Origin of the sequence: Phytoactinopolyspora limicola (assembly GCF_011320225.1) — a bacterium.
GTDB classification, from domain to species: domain Bacteria; phylum Actinomycetota; class Actinomycetes; order Jiangellales; family Jiangellaceae; genus Phytoactinopolyspora; species Phytoactinopolyspora limicola.
The window spans coordinates 60,720-76,797 of record NZ_JAAOEN010000020.1; the positions used below are offsets into that span (position 1 = coordinate 60,720).

The following is a 16,078-nucleotide window of genomic DNA, read 5'->3' on the forward strand; positions in this document are numbered from 1 at the left end:
CGGGGTGTTTCTTCTACCCTGGTCGGATGGTGTTGCCGAGCCGCTTCCGTGTGGGAGTCCTAGTGCTCACTTTCGCCGCCGCATTCGTGTCGCTCGCGGCCGCACCATTTCATGGAACGGTGCTGCCGCTGCGGGCCGACGGACTGGCCCTGAATTCGGCGGGCGAGGTCGTCGTGGTCGAAGCCGGCACCGAAGCGACCTACCATCCGGGTACAAGTGTGTTGTCCTCCGTGGGGGACGACTCGCCGGCGTGGGCTGCCGCGGCGGCCAAACGCGTCTGGTTCGGGTCCGGAGACCCACCTCTGGGTGCTTATCCGGAGATGGCCGAGCGGGCGCTCCGGGATATTCGCCTGCTGACCAATAGTGCTACCGGAGCGTCGATGGCTGCGCCGGTCACCGCGTGGCGGTATGTGTGGCCGCGTGACGCCGCTTTCGTCGCCGCCGCGTTGGCCACGAGTGGCTACCATGCCGAGGCTGCCTTGGTCCTGGAATTCCTGGCCGGAGTGGCGCCGGAGGACGGACTGTGGGAAGCCCGGTATCGCGTGGACGGTTCGGGTCCGGTGGCGGATGGCCGGGCGCCGCAGATGGATGGGGCCGGTTGGGTGGCGTGGGCTACCTGGCTCGCGGTGGAAACCGCGCCCGGTCCGGCCCACGCGGAGTTGGTGGTCGAGATGATGGGCCCCGCCGTGGTGGCCTCGGCGGACGCGATGGTGGCATCCGTGGGGGACGACGGGCTACCTGCGCCGTCGTCCGATTACTGGGAGCGACCCGAGAGCGAGGTGACCATTGGCACGGTCGGGCCGATGTCATTGGGGTTGAGATCAGCGATTGCGCTGGCACCGAGTCTTGACGTGGATCCGGAGCCGTGGCGTGATGCGGCTACGCGCCTTGATGCGGCCATCGACCGGGAGTTTCGCCCGCATGGATATCCGCGGACGGTGCCCCGTGGTGGGCTCGACGCCGCGGTGAGCTTCCTCGCACCACCGTTCGCACCGCCGTCGCCGTCCGTGCGAGCGGCGGTGCTGGAGACCGAGCGAGCCCTGCTAGTCCCCAACGGTGGGCATCGGCCGGGAGAAAAATGGCGGAACGATGCGAACGTCGCTTGGACACCCGAGACGGCGATGTTGGCGTTGGCGCTGGCTGGCCAGGGCGATGTAGCCGAGGCCCAGCGGCTATTGGACTTCCTGGACGCACATCGCACGCCCCTGGGATCGTTGCCGGAGAAGGTGGACGCGAGCGGGCGGCCGGCGTCGGTCGCTCCGTTGGGCCTGACCGGGGCCATCGTCGTGCTGGCGGTCGCTGAGCTGGAGCGTGGACTCCCAGTGGTGCCGGCGGTCACGTGACGTGCTCCTGGGGTGGGCCGGCGCGGTGACGGCGCCACCGACACCTAAGTTTGCATTTCGCTTGCAATTGTTAGCTAGAGTGGAGGTATGGCCCCACCCAACATCGGCGACTTCCTTCGCGAGCAGCGGCGAACAGCCCAGCTCTCGTTGAGGCAGCTCGCCGATCTCACGGGGGTGAGTAACCCGTATCTGAGCCAGATCGAGCGCGGGCTGCGCAAGCCTTCGGCCGAGGTGTTGCAGCAGATCGCCAAAGCGCTGCGGATCTCCTCGGAGGCGCTGTATGTTCGGGCGGGTCTCCTCGATGAGCCAGGTCACGATCGCTCGGTGGAAGCGGCGATCCTCGCCGACCCGGCCATCAGCCAGGCACAGAAACGGGCCATGCTCGAGGTCTACATGTCGTTCCGGTCGGCCAATGGTGCTGGCGGCGACGCCGGTTCCGAGCCGGACGGCTCGGCTCCTGAAGAAGACGATGATCACGAGAGGTGATGATGATGACCAACGATCCCAAGGCCGTCCGGGCGTTGGCCGGTGCCGCTGACCTGGCCGCGACGTCGCTGCGCGAGTTGTCCGAGCGGGTCGCCGACGCCGTTGCCGACGAACGATTCCGCACCGAGGTGCGCCAGCGGTTCAGCCAGCTTTCCGGCCGAGTTAATGCCGTGGTGACCGATGACCAAACACGCGAGGACGTGCGCCGGCGAATGTCCGAACTCCGGGCCGACGCCAAGGCGTTCGGAGACGAGCTGCCGGGTCGAGTCAAAGAACTGCCGGCGAAGGTTGCCGGTTGGCAGGCCCGGGCCCGGGACGCGTTCACGTGGGAGCGCCGGCACGAGCTGATGACCGAGATCCCGGCCAAGATGCGCGACGCCGCGAGCCAAGCCGCGGAACAGGCCGCCCATACCTACGACGAACTCGCCGAGCGTGGCGAGAGCGCGGTGGCCCGTTGGCGGGGTGACTACGACCGCACCCTGGGGCAACACGTCGTCTCCATCCGCGAGCGGGTGGCCGACGCCGCCGATGACGTCGCGGACGCCGCCGACAAGATCGCCGACGACCTCGAGCAGCGAGCCGACGACCTCGAGCAGCGAGCCGATGGCCTTGAGCAGCAAGCGGAGGGGCTTGAGCAGCAAGCGGAGGGGCTTGAGCAGCAAGCGGAGGGGCTTGAGCAGCAAGCGGAGGGGCTTGAGCAGCGAGCCGAGGCGTTCGAGCAGCCGGCCGACGTTGATGGTGGCGGGCCGGAGTCTGCGTCGGACGACGTTCCGGGGCCACGTGATCCTGCCTGAGTCCGTCGTTCGACCCCGAGCATGGCGATCACCGGGGGATGAAGTCAGGTAGCTAATTGGGCCGCTAACTCTGCCGCGGTGGCGAGATCGTTGGCGATCATGTCCCGGTGGACGTCCGGCACGTCCATCGCGCGCACCTCGGCGAGAAGAGCGGCTGCGCTGTCTTGATGGCCGATCCGCATCCGTAGTTCGGCCAGGTAGACGAGGGCGGGGATCCGTTGATGCGGCGGAGCGTCGGCGTGCCGGGCCAGGGCGTTCTCGAGCATCTGTATTCCGGTCGCCTCGTCGCCGTGGGAGTCGGCCTGGCGAGCGGCTGCGGCCACGGAACGGGCCAGGCGGCCCTCCGCGGGTGTGGGTTGGTCCTGTGGTCCGCCGTCGGGGTCGGCATCACCCTCGGTGACCTGGCGACTGATGCGTAGCCAATTCCCGCCCGGATCGACGACCATGAATCCGCCGCGGGTCCCTTGCATGCGGCGTGGGCGGGTCATCCGGGGGATCCCCGCGATAGGAACCTTTCCAAAGCTCTCGCGTAGGCCGGCGCTGAAGGCGGCGTGTAGTGCCCCGGTGTCGGGGACGAGCACCATCACGTTCCCCATCGATTCGTTCGGGTCGAACTCGGGGATGGCGAAGAAGTGCAGCTCGATCCCACCCCGGCGGACAGCGGCATACGGGTTGGGGCGTTCCTGGCGGTAGGTCACATCGAATCCGAGGGCTTCGTAGAACGGCAAAACATCGTTGAGGTCGCGACAGGGCAGGCCGGGGATGACCGTCTCGGCAGACATGCAAAACACTGTACACTGTTCGGACTATTTTCCGTGAGAGAGTTCGCAGGTGGAGTACGCGGGACGGGGCGACCCAGTACGGACGCTGGCCTTGTTGTGGGACGGTCTGCCTCCGCCTAAGCGCGGGCCACGGCATCGGCTGCACCTGTCGCAGATCGTCGACGCGGCGATCGCGGAGGCGGATATGGCGGGGCAGGCGGCACTGTCGATGCGGGCGTTGGCGCAGAGGCTCGGCATCGCCACCGCCACGCTGTACACCTATGTGCCGAGTAAGGCGGAACTGCTGGAACTGATGGTCGAACGGGTAGCGGAGGGGCAGCCCCTACCTCCTCCCGAGACCGGGTGGCGGCGCGGCCTACGCGATCTGGCCGAGTCTGATCTAGTGGCATACCGTAGCCATCCCTGGTTGTTGCAGGTCGCCACCGCGCGAACCGTCTTCGGTCCGCACGTCCTGGCCCGCTACGAGGCGGCGCTCGCCCTGCTGGACGACGCCGGCCTGCCCGCCCGTGATGTCACGGCCTTCGTAGCGGCGGTCGATTCATATACCCGAGGTGCGGCTGCTGCCGTCGTCGAGGCCGAGCAGGCTCCCGGCCAGACCGGAACCACCGACGATGAATGGTGGGAGAGCCTGGCGCCTCTCCTGGAGGAGCGGATGGGGGGCCGTTTTCCGCGGATCGCTGCTCTGGAGACGGCGGGAGCCTTCGTGGTATCGGACTCCACGTTGCCTTACACCCTGCGGCGAGCTTTGGATCGGTTCGAGATAGGGCTCGACCTCGTACTCGACGGCATCGGCGCCCGCGTCGACGGCTGAGACATTCGGGCAGTCCCTCGGAGATCGTTCGCTAGCGGTGACCGATGACGGTGGACGCGTAGAGTGGGGACGTGGACATGTTCGGTGAAATCCGCGAGTTGCTGGTCATCGGATTGGCGATCGGGGCGCTCGGGCTCAAAGGTTATGCGCTGATCGACGCGCTCCGGGTGCCTACGGGCGCGTTCCCGGCTGCCGAGAAATTGACCAAACCGATCTGGCTGTCGTTCCTGGCCGTAGCGGTGGTGACCGAGCTGGCGTTCTTCCCGTTGCGAGTCCCCATTCTGACCATCATCGGCACCGTGGCGGCCGCGGTTTACGTCATCGACGTGCGCCCCGCCGTACGTTCCTACGGTGGTGGACGGCGGGGATCAAGTAGTGACGGCCCCTACGGACCCTGGTGATCCAGACTTCGCCGGCAGCGAACGCGGGGGTCAAACCGGGCCTGGAGTGGAACATCCGAGGCAAGACGTGGTGTTCTTGCTATCAGAGCCGGTGATCTGGTCGGTCGTCGCATTGGTAGGACGGCCCGCTGGGCAGCACACTGGTAGAAGGAGAGTTCGGAACCAGCGTCGGCTTCGCACCTAGCCACATCAGGTGCGGGGTTCGCGGGTAGACGGAGATAACATCGAGGGGTTAGCTGGGGGCCCGCCCTCCACCGCCGACCACTCGGCAAGGGAGCGCCACTGATGTTCGAGAGGTTCACAGACCGCGCACGGCGCGTCGTCGTCCTGGCTCAAGAAGAGGCCAGGATGCTCAACCACAACTACATCGGCACCGAGCACATCCTCTTGGGCCTCATCCATGAGGGCGAGGGTGTGGCGGCCAAGGCGCTCGAGAGCCTCGGTATCTCGCTCGAGGCAGTGCGTCAGCAGGTCGAGGAGATCATCGGCCAGGGACAGCAGGCGCCGAGCGGGCACATCCCGTTCACGCCACGCGCCAAGAAGGTGTTGGAGCTCAGCCTGCGCGAAGCATTGCAGCTGGGCCACAGTTACATCGGCACCGAGCACATCTTGCTCGGACTCATCCGCGAGGGTGAGGGCGTCGCAGCTCAGGTCCTGGTCAAACTCGGAGCGGATCTCAGCCGGGTGCGGCAGCAGGTCATTCAGCTGCTGTCCGGCTACCAGGGCGGCAAGGAAGCCGCGACGGCCGGCGCCGGTCCGCAGGGCGAGGCGCCGTCGAGTTCGCTCGTACTTGACCAGTTCGGCCGTAACCTCACCCAGGCAGCCCGAGAGGGCAAGCTCGATCCGGTGATCATGCGGGAGAAAGAGATCGAGCGCGTCATGCAGGTGTTGTCGCGCCGCACCAAGAACAACCCCGTTCTGATCGGTGAGCCCGGTGTTGGCAAAACCGCGGTGGTCGAAGGGCTGGCCCAGGCTATCGTCAAGGGTGAGGTGCCGGAGACACTTAAGGACCGGCACGTCTACACCTTGGATCTCGGTGCGCTGGTAGCCGGTTCGCGTTACCGCGGTGATTTCGAAGAGCGGCTGAAGAAGGTGCTCAAGGAGATCCGCACCCGCGGCGACATCATCCTGTTCATCGACGAGATCCACACCCTGGTTGGCGCGGGCGCGGCTGAAGGCGCCATCGACGCGGCGAGCATCCTCAAGCCGATGCTGGCCCGCGGTGAGTTGCAGACCATCGGCGCCACCACGCTGGACGAGTACCGCAAGTACGTCGAGAAGGATGCCGCTCTCGAGCGCCGGTTCCAGCCCATCCAGGTGCAGGAGCCCACGCTGGCCCACACCATCGAGATCCTCAAGGGCCTCCGGGACCGCTACGAGGCACACCACCGGGTGTCCATCACCGATGGCGCGCTGGTGGCCGCTGCCCAACTCGCCGATCGTTACATCTCCGACCGTTATCTGCCGGACAAGGCGATCGACCTCATCGACGAGGCCGGTGCCCGGTTGCGGATCCGCCGGATGACCGCGCCGCCGGACCTGCGGGAGTTCGACGACCGCATCGCCGATGTACGGCGAGAGAAGGAAACCGCGATCGACTCGCAGGACTTCGAGAAGGCTGCGTCCTTGCGCGACAAGGAGAAGCAGCTGATCGCGCAGAAGATCGAACGTGAGAAGCAGTGGAAAGCCGGCGATCTCGACGTCGTGGCCGAGGTCGATGACGAGCTGATCGCGGAGGTGTTGGCGTTCGCTACCGGCATCCCGGTCTTCAAGCTGACCGAGGAGGAGACCTCGCGGCTGCTGCACATGGAGGACGAGCTACACAAGCGGATCATCGGCCAGGAGGATGCCATTTCGGCGTTGTCCAAGTCGATCCGTCGTACTCGGGCCGGGCTGAAAGATCCGAAGCGACCCGGTGGTTCGTTCATCTTCGCCGGCCCGTCCGGCGTCGGGAAGACCGAGTTGTCCAAGACGCTGGCGGAGTTCCTCTTCGGCGACGAGGAAGCACTCATCCAGCTGGACATGAGTGAGTTCTCCGAGAAGCACACCGTGTCTCGCCTCTTCGGCTCGCCACCCGGCTATGTCGGGTACGAGGAAGGCGGCCAGCTGACCGAGAAGGTGCGCCGGCGTCCGTTCTCCGTGGTGTTGTTCGACGAAGTCGAGAAGGCGCACCCGGAGATCTTCAACTCCCTGTTGCAGGTGTTGGAGGACGGCCGGCTCACCGATGCCCAAGGCCGGGTGGTGGATTTCAAGAACACCATCATCATCATGACCACCAACTTGGGTACACGGGACATCGCCAAGGGCGTCAACCTCGGGTTCTCCGCGGCCGACGATGAAGAGCACAACTACGAGCGGATGAAGGCCAAGGTCACAGAGGAACTCAAGCAGCACTTCCGGCCAGAGTTCCTCAACCGGGTCGACGACATCATCGTCTTCCACCAGCTCACGCAGAACGAAATCCTCAAGATCGTCGATCTGCGAGTGGACGAGGTGGACGAGCGGCTCAAGGACAAGGACATGGGCCTCGAGTTGACCCAGGCCGCCAAGGAGCTGCTCGCCAAACACGGCTTCGACCCCGTGCTGGGGGCCCGGCCGCTGCGCCGTACCATTCAGCGCGATATCGAGGACACGCTGTCGGAGAAGATCCTCTTCGGTGAGCTCAGGGCTGGGCAGATCGTTGTCGTGGACGTCGAAGGTGACGACCAAGCGGCCCGGTTTACCTTCACTGGTACCACCAAGTCCGATCTCCCCGACCTCGCCCCGGTCGAGGCAGGTGCCGCGACCCCCACGTCGGGTACCGGCAGTCCGACTGAAGGCGACCAAGCCAGCAAGTAGTCCCACCACAGACGACGACGGCTCCCTTTCTGGTGGAAAGGGAGCCGTCTTCGTGTGTAGTGCGCTCGACATGCCAGATAGAGGCACCCGAGCGACAGGCTTAGAGGCGGCCTCTTAGTCGAGTTCGAGGTCGCATTCGTCGCGGACGTTGGCGCGGATATTGTCGAAGGCCGTCTCAGCTTCGGCGAACTGCTGGATGACATCGTTATCGGGGTTCTCGATGTCGTCGACGGAGGCAAGGGCACGCAACGCCTCGACGGCAGTGTTCCAGTCGCCTTCGACGTCGTCTGGTGCCGCGTCGGCGATATCGGCGAACGCGTCGGCGATCGAGTTGACCATGTCATTGTCCGTCGGATCGACGACGCTGAGGCTGGAATAACGATCTTGCACGTCTTGGACGGACTCGCAATAGTCGGAGTCGCTACCACAGGCGGTCAGGGGGACTGCCAGCGCTGTCACCGAAACAAGGGCGGTGAAACGCGTCATGCGGGCCATGGACCATCCTTCACAGATCATCGGTGGGATTAGACCGATGAACTGTACCGGACTCGTCCAGGCCCGCATGAACCCAGGTCATGGAGCGTATCGGAGGCTCAGGTCAAGCCTCCCGACCGGTATCGGTCAGGCGCACTCGCTCTCGATGTGCTGGGTGATCCGCTCCAGGGCACCTTCGAGGTCGTCGAGGTCTTCGAGAGCGGACAGGGAGTCCGGGTCCTCGTAGTCGACGTTCCCCAGGGCCTCCATCACATCGGCGTAGGACTCCCAGTCGGCCTTGATGTCGCCAGGCGCGACCTCCGCGATGCTGCGGAACTCGCCCGCCAGGTCAGGCGCGCTGTCCGGGTCGGGGGCGGCCATGAACGACGTGCCCATCTCCTCGAGACGCTCGCAGTAGGCGCCAGCGTCGCCGCCGTCGCCGCCGTCGTCGGAGGAGTTGTCGCCGTTGCTGCTGGCGGTGGTGTCATCGTCGTCGCCACCACAGGCGGTGAGCGACACCGCGAGTGCGGCGGCGCCGAGCAGCGAGAGTGCGGTCTTGGAAAGAGTCATGTTCGTTGCTCCTGAAAGATGTCGTGAAACAAACCGCGCCGACTTTACCTGACCGCGGAGACAGCCAGGTATACGGGCGGTACATGCGGTGGACAGCTGGCCTGGTGAGCAACCCCGCACCAACTTGTGGTAGCGACTCGAAGCAACTGGTCAGAGTGAGGAATCGGACAATCCGCCACGGCCTAGGCCGGAAGGCTGTCGTGAGGTCCGTCACTCGTCGCCGTGGAGAATCGCGACAAGGTCGGGACCGACGGAGACTGGCGTCGTAGAGTAGGCAGGTGAGCGACCGAGAGATCGAGTGTTGGCTGACCGACATGGACGGCGTGCTCGTCCATGAAGAGAAAGCCATCCCCGGTGCCGCCGAGTTCCTGCAGCGGCTGGCCGACCGAGAGCGGCGCTTCCTGGTGCTCACCAACAACTCGATCTTCACCCCACGTGATCTGGCGGCCCGGCTGGCCGGGTCCGGGCTGGAGATTCCGGAGGAGTCGATCTGGACCTCTGCGCTCGCCACCGGCCAGTTTCTCGCCAACCAGCACCCCGGGGGCAGCGCCTACGTGATCGGAGAGGCGGGGTTGACCACAGCCCTGCATGAGGTCGGCTACGTGCTGACCGACACCAACCCCGACTATGTGGTGTTGGGCGAGACCAGGACGTACTCGTTCGAGGCGATCACCAAGGCGATTCGGTTGGTGGAGGCCGGAGCGCGGTTCATCGCCACCAACCCCGACGCGACCGGCCCGTCGCAGAGCGGTCCGCTGCCCGCCACAGGCGCGGTAGCAGCGCTCATTAGCCGGGCAGCCGGTCGCGATCCGTACTACGTAGGTAAACCCAACCCGATGATGTTCCGGAGCGCGCTGAACCGGATCGAGGCTCACTCGGAGAACACCGCCATGGTCGGCGACCGGATGGATACCGACGTGGTCGCCGGAATGGAGGCTGGGCTGACGACGTGGCTGGTGTTGACCGGTTCCACCCGGCGGGAGGAGATCGAGCGCTACCCCTACCGCCCGAACCATGTGGTGGACTCGGTTGCTGATCTCATCGACGTGATCTGATCCGCACTCTGCTGACGCTGTGCCGTGCAGGTCAGGGATTGCAGCGTGCCAGGACCGTCGCGAAGTAGCCCACGTCGGGCCGCCACAGTTCGAGGTTCCAACTCGGCTTGTCCGGTTCGGAGATACGCGCGAACTCGACGTGGCAGCGGAACTGGTCGCGCATGTGCGGACGGTCGGCATCCGGCTCTAGTTCGATCACCTCGGCCCACGCGTCGGGCCAACGAGACGCGGGTGCGTCGTACCGGGCGTAGCTCGTCGGATAGATGGCCAGCCGGCGGCCCTGTGGGTCGGGTATCCACTCGGTGCGCTCGATGTACTCGCTTCCCGTGGAAGTGTCCGGGTGCCCGGAGGACAGGCCAGCATGGGGCACGACGCTGACGTGGGCCGCGTGGTCGGGCCCAGTCGAACCGGGCCGGGCCGCTGGCCCCTGGGCGGCTTGAGCTACGACCGAGGAGGTCAGGACCACACTAATGAGGACGAGAACCGGCCCGGCCAGAATGGCTGCCACTCGGCGGGCGGTTCGTCGGTGCTTCGGCATGCTGGGCATTAGACCCCCGGAAGGCGGTAGAGCTCGTCGTCGAGTGGCTCCACGAGTCCGTCGGACACTAGCCCATCCAAGGCACGTTCCCGCTGCACGGCGGCGGGCCAGACGGCATCGAGTTGGTGTTTGGGGACGGGATGATCCGTGCCGCGCAACACCGCCATGAGCCGGCCTCGAACCTGGCGATCGGTTCCCTCCCACGCCTGCCCGCGTCTTGGTGGGCCGTCGTGGGGAGGAGCACCGGCCAGCCGCCAGGCGCATGATCCGGCGATTGGACACTCGTCACATCGCGGGTTGCGGGCCGTGCAGACCAGCGCCCCCAATTCCATGACCGCCACCGACCACGTCGGCGCCGAATCGTCGGTCGGGAGTAGACCGTCGGTGAGCCGGTATTCGGCGGCAGTGGTGGTCCGTGCGGGGAACTGCTGCCCACTCGCTGCTCGGGCGAGCACCCGCCGGACGTTGGTGTCGAGAACGACGTGTCGCTGGCCGAAGGCGAACGTCGCTACGGCGGCCGCGGTGTAAGAACCAACCCCGGGGAGAGCGAGGAGGTCGGCATGCGCCGATGGCACCCGACCCCCATGACGGTCGACGATTGCGCCGGCCGCCGCGTGCAACCGCAGCGCCCGGCGCGGATATCCCAGCCGTCCCCACGCGCGGATGGCTGTGCCCGGCTCCTCCCCGGCCAGGTCGGCGGGCTCCGGCCAGCGCTGCATCCAGGAATACCAGACTGGTTCGACGCGGCTTACCGGAGTCTGTTGCAGCATGACCTCACTGACGAGTACTCCCCACGGGGTCCGTTCGGGAGTTCGCCAGGGCAGGTCACGTGCGTGTGTCGCGTACCAGGCCATGACCTCGTCACGCATCGACAACACCGTAGCCGACATCGGTGTCCGAGCCGCGGTCAGGAGGTGGGCCGCTCACCGTTGATCTCTTTGACGAGCTTCTTGACGGTGTCTTTGAGCGCCTTGGCCACGTCTGGGAGGTCGTCGAGGGAGAGCCGCGAGGCCGGTGCGGACACGCTGATGGCCGCGGGCATGCCGGCGTCGGCCAGTGACACCGCGATGCAGCGTCCGTCGGACTCGTTCTCACAGTTGTCGATCGCGTAGCCGCGTTCCCGGGTGGCCTCGAGATCCTGAAGATACTCCGGGAGTTCGGTGATCGTGGCCGGCGTGTGTTGGGGCATACCCTCGGTCTCGAGGATCATGGTGACTCGATCATCGTCGAGTGTGGCGGCGATCGCCTTGCCGAGTGCGGTGCAGTGGAGGTGGTCGCGGTCGCCCTCTCGGGCGGCCAGGCGGACGCTGTGCGGGCTTTCGACGATCTCCACGTAAGACACGCGGTACCCGTTGAGGATGCCGAGGTTGACGGATTCCTCGAACTGGTCGCGTAGCCGGATCAGGTGCGGGCGGACCCGATCTGCGAGGACCGTGACCTGGCGTGACTGCAACGGAAGGAACGCCGGCCCGATGCGGAACAGGCCGGTGATCGGGTCGCGCATGACGTAACGCCGGGACTCCAGCGTGGCGAGGTAGCGGTACGCCGAACTCTTCGGGAACTGGGTCACCTCGGCCACCTGGGTCAACGAGAACCCGTGGGGGTTCTCCTGGATCAGGTCCAGGATGTTGCATACACGCTGCACAGCGCGGATCGAGTACACCGTACCCGGCTGCTCTGGTTGCTCCATCTCACGAGCTCCTCTTCTGGTCGGGCGTGCGCCCGTTGACGGGCGCGGCCGGTGCCCGCGCCGGCCTGTGTCGCCATGATAGGTATCTTTGGCTGGCCTGTTGCACTTGATGAAACCATACAGAGTAGCGCCACAACAGTCCCAGCACACCGAAATTTGTGCTGTTTGTGCAGAATTCTCGCGTACCCGGCCGGCCAGGTGATGCGACACACGCCACGACCCGTGCGGGTTTTCCACAGGCGGCGGCCGGGGTGGAGGTAGGTTATCCACATTCCAGTTGTGGTGGGTGTTCCGGGACGGCCCGCGGTGCCAGTGTCGTCGGTTATGACACCTAATTCGGAGCCCGCCGTCGTGCGGTTGAAATCCCCGGCCGACGTCGTCGGCGCTGTCCCGTTCCTCATTGGTTTCCACCCGGCTGACAGCTTGGTGGTGGTAGGCCTTAGCGGCCCGGGCGGCCGCACCGGGATGAGCTCGCGAGCTGACCTCCCGCCACCGGATGATCACCACAACTACGCTTCCCAATACGCGGCGCAGGTGGCGCAGGCCGAACCTGACTCAGTGATCCTTGTCTGCTACACGGAGCAGCCGGACGATGACGGACGGCTGCCCGCCGCGGACGTGATCGAGTTCATGATCGATGAACTGTCGCTACGCGAGATCGGCTGCACCGAGGCCCTTCTGGTGCGCCATGGCCGCTGGTGGTCGTACACGTGCACCAAGCCGTGCTGCCCCCGGGACGGCACCCCGTTGCCCGCGACCCCCAGTGCCGAGGTGGCCGCCTTGGAGGCCCGACGGGCGCTGGAAGGTGCTGCCGTCCTACCCGACCGCGAGGCGTTGGCCAAGAGCGTCCAGGGGCCGGTGGCGTTGCGCCGGATCGCTTTGGAGCAGCGTTTCGATGAGATCGAAGAGCGTCTCATGGAGGAAGTTATCGAGCGCGGCATCGAGGCGGTGAGCGCCGAGACGCTATCGCTGGCGCAGCGCCTACGCGAGCGGTTCTCCGACGACCCCAACCAGCTCGACGACGCCGACGCCGTGCGGCTGATTCTGGGCTTGGAGGACAAACTCACCCGCGACGTGCTGATCACTTGGGGATTGGACGACCACCGCGAGGAGTTGCTGGCGTTCCTGACTGTGCTGGTGCAGTGTGCCGTGGATCATCACGCACCACCGATCTGCACCGTTCTGGGGGCCGTGGCCTATCAACACGGCAACGGTGCCTTGGCCGGCGTCGCGCTGGCGCGAGCGCTGCGCCTGAACCCGGACTACGAGATGGCGCAGATACTCGACGCGATGCTGGCCAACCACGTTCATCCCCGTGAGATACGGACGATGACCAGGCGGGTCAGACGGCAGCTCGCGGTCCCGCCGGCCCGGGAGGACGGGATGGCCGCCTGAACGCGGGGAGCGGTCGGCCGGGACGCCCGGAGGTGCGAGTATCCCGGCACACCGCGCTGTCGGCGCCGCGATATCGTGAGCGTCACCGGCCGTGCCCACCCAGCACGAGGTCTGAGGAGAGCTGATACATGGCGGTAAATCGACCAGCGGTGCCGGGTGTGGCGGGCACCGAGCCGGCGCCGGCCAGCGTCGCCGAGATCGCGGAGACCGGAGCGGCCGTCCTCAAGGAGGTCGGCGGAGTCGTCGTCGGGATGGAACGTAGCCTCCGACTTGCTCTGGCGGCCATTCTGGCTGGAGGCCACGTCCTCTTCGAGGATGTGCCTGGGCTGGGCAAGACGTTGGCCGCGCGGAGCCTGGCCGGTGCGTTGGGCCTGGAATTCCGGCGCTTGCAGTGCACGCCCGATCTGCTGCCCGGCGACGTCACTGGTTCCTATGTCTGGGACCCGGGGCCGCGCGAGTTCGCTTTCCGGCCCGGTCCGCTTTTCACCGGCCTGCTCCTGGCCGACGAGATCAATCGGACGCCGCCGAAAACACAGTCCGCGTTGTTGGAGGCGATGGCCGAAAAGCAGACCACCGTCGAAGGCACCACCTTCCCGTTGCCGGCACCCTTCCATGTCTTGGCGACGTCCAACCCAGTCGAGTACGAGGGCACCTACCCGCTGCCGGAGGCTCAGCTCGATCGGTTCATGCTGCGGCTGTCGGCGGGATATCTCGAGGCAGAACGGGAGGCCGAGGTGTTGTCCCGGCGGATCGCCCGTCGGCGCGAGGAGACCCGAGTGTCAGCGGTCGTCGATGCGCAAGCACTACGGTCGTTGCAGGCGGGTGTAGAAACCGTCGACGTCGACGAGTCGATCATCACCTACTGCGTCGATCTCGCGGTAGGTACCCGTCGGCACCGTGCTATCGAGGTCGGGGCGTCGCCGCGGGGTTCACAGGCGTTGCTGCTGTCTGCGCGGTCGCTGGCGGTACTGGATGGTCGCGACTACGTGGTGCCAGAGGACGTCAAAGAGGTGGCGATGGCTGCCCTTGCTCATCGTTTGACTCTGACGCCGGAGGCGTGGACCACCCAGGTGCGTACGTCTGCCGTGGTGGCCGAGGTGCTGGATCAGATACCCGGCCCGGCTGTGCACCGATGACGTCCTACGTCGTTACCGGTGGTGGCCGGGGTGTGGGCCGGGCAGTGGTCGAAAGGCTGACCGCGGACCAGCATCACGTGGTAGCCATCGATCTTGATCCCGGCGCATTCCAGTGGACGATGGAACACCCAGCCCGGGACCGGATCTCCACCCTGGTCGGGGATGCTTCCGACGAAGCCGTCGCGGCCCGTGCGGCGGCTTTGGCTCAGCATGCGGATCCATTGGGCGGCTGGGTCAACAACGCCGCTGCCTTTCGCGATGCCTCCCTCCATGCCGCGGGTGCGGCGCAGGTGATCGATTTGATCGGGGTCAATCTCAACGTCGCTGTTGCCGGCTGCGCAGCCGCCGTGCGGGCGTTCCTCGGGGCCGGAACCGGAGGGGCGATCGTTAATGTGTCGTCACATCAGGCCCAGCGGCCGGTTTCCCGGGTGTCTGCCATACGCCACGGCCAAGGCCGCCATCGAAGGCCTGACCCGAGCCGTCGCTGGCGACTATGGCCAGCACGGCATCCGGGCCAATGCGGTGGCGCTCGGCAGCATCGCCGTGGAACGGTTCGAGCAGGATGCGGCCGAACGTGGTGCTGGATGGGTGCACGAGACCGGCATGCTCCATGCCTTGGAGCGAGTCGGGCGTCCGGGTGAAGTCGCCGACACCATCGTGTATCTCCTGTCCGACCAGGCGAGCTTCATCAGCGGAGCGGTGATCCCGGTGGACGGTGGGCGGGCGGCACTGGCCCGGGAGCCAGACGTCTAGTGCCGCGCGACACCCTGTGGTCCGGCGTTCATTCGCTGGGCGTCCGTACTGGTCATGGCTGGGGTTCAGGTGGTGGGCCGCGTCCCGCCGCGGTGCGGCGGTGTGTAGTGCGCCAAGATTAAGTCTAGGGGGGCTTGAACCTATCGTTTCGTTTTTCGCCCTGCCACGCTGTTCTGCGTGAGCACACGTGGAGTGAACCCGACACCGGGTACCGCGGGCCCGGACCGGGCACAGGGTCGGCTGTCCTTGGCCGCCGTAGTCGAGCCGGCACCGGCGCTACTGCCGTGGCCCGAGGTCACTGACATAAGTCGGCGCCGCAACATGTTCAAGCCAGGCGAACTGGTGGTCGCAACCGAGAAGATCCTGGGTGAGACGTGCCTGTATACCCGTTCCGGCACCAGCGACCTCGTCTCCTCGAAGCAGCATGGCCGGTTCGGCCGTGCTATCCGTATGGATGAGCGGGAACTGCACTGGCGGGCAGTGCTGGCGTATCACCTTCCGTGGGTGGCCAATGTGATCGCCAACATGATGAAGGCACACACGGTGGGGATCTTCGGCGAGATCTATGGTGCGGGTTTGCCGGAGCGGGTGGGTGCGTCGCGGGGCGATGTCAGCCGGACCTACAGCTACGGGGCGGACGCCACCGCGGACCGGCCAGGGTTCGCCGTGTTCGACGTCAGGGTCGAGACCGGGCCGCTGGCGTGGTGGCTTGAGCCCGACGAACTGGACGACGTTATGGGGGAGATCGAAGGTGCCCCGCCATTGGCTCCGCGGCTCTACTCGGGGCCCTATGACGAACAGATGTTGATGGTGCTCAGTTGCGGGGCCGAAACCGTTAGCGGGACCGCCCGCCACCCCCGGGCAGGCCTGGTAGTCCGGCCGATCCGGGATAGGCGATGTCCGGGCACCGAGGAGCGAGCTCTGGCTGCGTTCCCGTCGGCACGGTGAGGTTGCTGTCTGGCGATGTCAGCGGACCTCCTATGCTTTCAAGGGATGAACACCCTATTTCCGG

Annotated in this window: 17 protein-coding genes and 1 pseudogene; 12 read left to right on the forward strand and 6 right to left on the reverse strand. The window is 66.2% G+C overall.

The annotated features are described in order from the left end of the window. Positions 1-26: 26 nt before the first annotated feature. From G8760_RS26480 to G8760_RS26490, 3 genes are all read left to right on the forward strand, one after another. Entirely contained in the window at positions 27-1,343 is a 1,317-nt protein-coding gene (locus tag G8760_RS26480) for a glycoside hydrolase family 15 protein (protein ID WP_166355845.1), read from the forward strand. Positions 1,344-1,430: 87 nt separating this feature from the next. Then, a complete protein-coding gene (locus G8760_RS26485; protein WP_166355846.1) occupies positions 1,431-1,829 on the forward strand; it encodes a helix-turn-helix domain-containing protein in 399 nt (132 codons plus the stop codon). 5 nt (positions 1,830-1,834) lie between these two features. Next, positions 1,835-2,623 (forward strand): hypothetical protein, encoded by a 789-nt coding sequence (locus G8760_RS26490; RefSeq protein ID WP_166355847.1) that lies wholly within the window; start codon positions 1,835-1,837, stop codon positions 2,621-2,623. Between the two features lie 44 nt (positions 2,624-2,667). Here G8760_RS26490 and G8760_RS26495 read toward each other — a convergent pair whose 3' ends face one another. Continuing rightward, complete coding sequence (locus tag G8760_RS26495) at positions 2,668-3,405, reverse strand: bleomycin resistance protein (protein WP_166355848.1); 738 nt, start codon at positions 3,403-3,405, stop codon at positions 2,668-2,670. Between the two features lie 49 nt (positions 3,406-3,454). Here G8760_RS26495 and G8760_RS26500 point away from each other — a divergent pair, with 49 nt between their 5' ends. The 3 genes from G8760_RS26500 (at position 3,455) to G8760_RS26510 (ending at position 7,455) form a co-directional block, all read left to right on the forward strand. Then, positions 3,455-4,216: a TetR/AcrR family transcriptional regulator gene (locus G8760_RS26500; protein WP_166355849.1), complete on the forward strand. Its 762-nt coding sequence runs from the start codon at positions 3,455-3,457 to the stop codon at positions 4,214-4,216. Between the two features lie 77 nt (positions 4,217-4,293). Beyond that, entirely contained in the window at positions 4,294-4,617 is a 324-nt protein-coding gene (locus G8760_RS26505; protein ID WP_166355884.1) for a DUF2516 family protein, read from the forward strand. Between the two features lie 285 nt (positions 4,618-4,902). Continuing rightward, positions 4,903-7,455 carry an ATP-dependent Clp protease ATP-binding subunit gene (locus tag G8760_RS26510; RefSeq protein ID WP_166355850.1) on the forward strand — a complete coding sequence of 851 codons (2,553 nt, stop codon included), beginning with the start codon at positions 4,903-4,905 and terminating at the stop codon, positions 7,453-7,455. Positions 7,456-7,569: 114 nt separating this feature from the next. On the opposite strand, the gene G8760_RS26515 is transcribed toward G8760_RS26510, so the two are convergent. Then, on the reverse strand, positions 7,570-7,950 hold the full coding sequence (locus G8760_RS26515) for a hypothetical protein (RefSeq protein ID WP_166355851.1): 381 nt from the start codon (positions 7,948-7,950) through the stop codon (positions 7,570-7,572). Positions 7,951-8,076: 126 nt separating this feature from the next. Continuing rightward, complete coding sequence (locus G8760_RS26520) at positions 8,077-8,499, reverse strand: hypothetical protein (protein WP_166355852.1); 423 nt, start codon at positions 8,497-8,499, stop codon at positions 8,077-8,079. A 314-nt stretch (positions 8,500-8,813) separates the two neighbouring features. Here G8760_RS26520 and G8760_RS26525 point away from each other — a divergent pair, with 314 nt between their 5' ends. Next, positions 8,814-9,554: an HAD-IIA family hydrolase gene (locus G8760_RS26525; RefSeq protein WP_166355885.1), complete on the forward strand. Its 741-nt coding sequence runs from the start codon at positions 8,814-8,816 to the stop codon at positions 9,552-9,554. Positions 9,555-9,585: 31 nt separating this feature from the next. Here the strand turns inward: G8760_RS26525 and G8760_RS26530 are convergent, their stop codons facing one another. The 3 genes from G8760_RS26530 to G8760_RS26540 are packed head-to-tail and all read right to left on the reverse strand — an operon-like array spanning position 9,586 to position 11,782. After that, positions 9,586-10,092 carry a DUF2599 domain-containing protein gene (locus G8760_RS26530; RefSeq protein ID WP_207782757.1) on the reverse strand — a complete coding sequence of 169 codons (507 nt, stop codon included), beginning with the start codon at positions 10,090-10,092 and terminating at the stop codon, positions 9,586-9,588. An 8-nt stretch (positions 10,093-10,100) separates the two neighbouring features. Further along, positions 10,101-10,961 carry an A/G-specific adenine glycosylase gene (locus tag G8760_RS26535; protein WP_166355854.1) on the reverse strand — a complete coding sequence of 287 codons (861 nt, stop codon included), beginning with the start codon at positions 10,959-10,961 and terminating at the stop codon, positions 10,101-10,103. Between the two features lie 38 nt (positions 10,962-10,999). Beyond that, the gene (locus G8760_RS26540; RefSeq protein ID WP_207782758.1) at positions 11,000-11,782 is read right to left on the reverse strand and encodes an IclR family transcriptional regulator; all 783 of its coding nucleotides are present in this window, start codon (positions 11,780-11,782) and stop codon (positions 11,000-11,002) included. A 324-nt stretch (positions 11,783-12,106) separates the two neighbouring features. On the opposite strand from G8760_RS26540, the gene G8760_RS26545 reads away from it, so the two are divergent. From G8760_RS26545 to G8760_RS26560, 5 genes and pseudogenes are all read left to right on the forward strand, one after another. Then, positions 12,107-13,177 (forward strand): DUF4192 domain-containing protein, encoded by a 1,071-nt coding sequence (locus G8760_RS26545; protein WP_166355855.1) that lies wholly within the window; start codon positions 12,107-12,109, stop codon positions 13,175-13,177. A 128-nt stretch (positions 13,178-13,305) separates the two neighbouring features. Beyond that, positions 13,306-14,313, forward strand: coding sequence for an AAA family ATPase (locus G8760_RS26550; protein ID WP_166355856.1), 1,008 nt, complete (start codon positions 13,306-13,308; stop codon positions 14,311-14,313). After that, a pseudogene (locus G8760_RS31030) lies at positions 14,310-14,672 on the forward strand (SDR family NAD(P)-dependent oxidoreductase); the annotation flags it as partial. The gene G8760_RS26550 and the pseudogene G8760_RS31030, both read left to right, overlap by 4 nt. Before the next feature lie 31 nt (positions 14,673-14,703). After that, entirely contained in the window at positions 14,704-15,066 is a 363-nt protein-coding gene (locus tag G8760_RS30440; protein ID WP_246222697.1) for an SDR family NAD(P)-dependent oxidoreductase, read from the forward strand. A gap of 177 nt (positions 15,067-15,243) precedes the next feature. Then, on the forward strand, positions 15,244-16,014 hold the full coding sequence (locus G8760_RS26560; RefSeq protein ID WP_166355857.1) for an RNA ligase family protein: 771 nt from the start codon (positions 15,244-15,246) through the stop codon (positions 16,012-16,014). Positions 16,015-16,078 lie beyond the last annotated feature (64 nt).

Excerpts from the sequence above, each read along its gene's own strand:
- G8760_RS26480 (WP_166355845.1), top strand. The coding sequence starts at position 27 with ATGGTGTTGCCGAGCCGCTTCCGTGTGGGAGTCCTAGTGCTCACTTTC.
- G8760_RS26485 (WP_166355846.1), top strand. The coding sequence starts at position 1,431 with ATGGCCCCACCCAACATCGGCGACTTCCTTCGCGAGCAGCGGCGAACA.
- G8760_RS26490 (WP_166355847.1), top strand. The coding sequence starts at position 1,835 with ATGACCAACGATCCCAAGGCCGTCCGGGCGTTGGCCGGTGCCGCTGAC.
- G8760_RS26495 (WP_166355848.1), bottom strand. The coding sequence starts at position 3,405 with ATGTCTGCCGAGACGGTCATCCCCGGCCTGCCCTGTCGCGACCTCAAC.
- G8760_RS26505 (WP_166355884.1), top strand. The coding sequence starts at position 4,294 with ATGTTCGGTGAAATCCGCGAGTTGCTGGTCATCGGATTGGCGATCGGG.
- G8760_RS26510 (WP_166355850.1), top strand. The coding sequence starts at position 4,903 with ATGTTCGAGAGGTTCACAGACCGCGCACGGCGCGTCGTCGTCCTGGCT.
- G8760_RS26515 (WP_166355851.1), bottom strand. The coding sequence starts at position 7,950 with ATGGCCCGCATGACGCGTTTCACCGCCCTTGTTTCGGTGACAGCGCTG.
- G8760_RS26520 (WP_166355852.1), bottom strand. The coding sequence starts at position 8,499 with ATGACTCTTTCCAAGACCGCACTCTCGCTGCTCGGCGCCGCCGCACTC.
- G8760_RS26525 (WP_166355885.1), top strand. The coding sequence starts at position 8,814 with ATGGACGGCGTGCTCGTCCATGAAGAGAAAGCCATCCCCGGTGCCGCC.
- G8760_RS26530 (WP_207782757.1), bottom strand. The coding sequence starts at position 10,092 with ATGCCGAAGCACCGACGAACCGCCCGCCGAGTGGCAGCCATTCTGGCC.
- G8760_RS26535 (WP_166355854.1), bottom strand. The coding sequence starts at position 10,961 with ATGCGTGACGAGGTCATGGCCTGGTACGCGACACACGCACGTGACCTG.
- G8760_RS26540 (WP_207782758.1), bottom strand. The coding sequence starts at position 11,782 with ATGGAGCAACCAGAGCAGCCGGGTACGGTGTACTCGATCCGCGCTGTG.
- G8760_RS26545 (WP_166355855.1), top strand. The coding sequence starts at position 12,107 with ATGACACCTAATTCGGAGCCCGCCGTCGTGCGGTTGAAATCCCCGGCC.
- G8760_RS26550 (WP_166355856.1), top strand. The coding sequence starts at position 13,306 with ATGGCGGTAAATCGACCAGCGGTGCCGGGTGTGGCGGGCACCGAGCCG.
- G8760_RS30440 (WP_246222697.1), top strand. The coding sequence starts at position 14,704 with ATGTGTCGTCACATCAGGCCCAGCGGCCGGTTTCCCGGGTGTCTGCCA.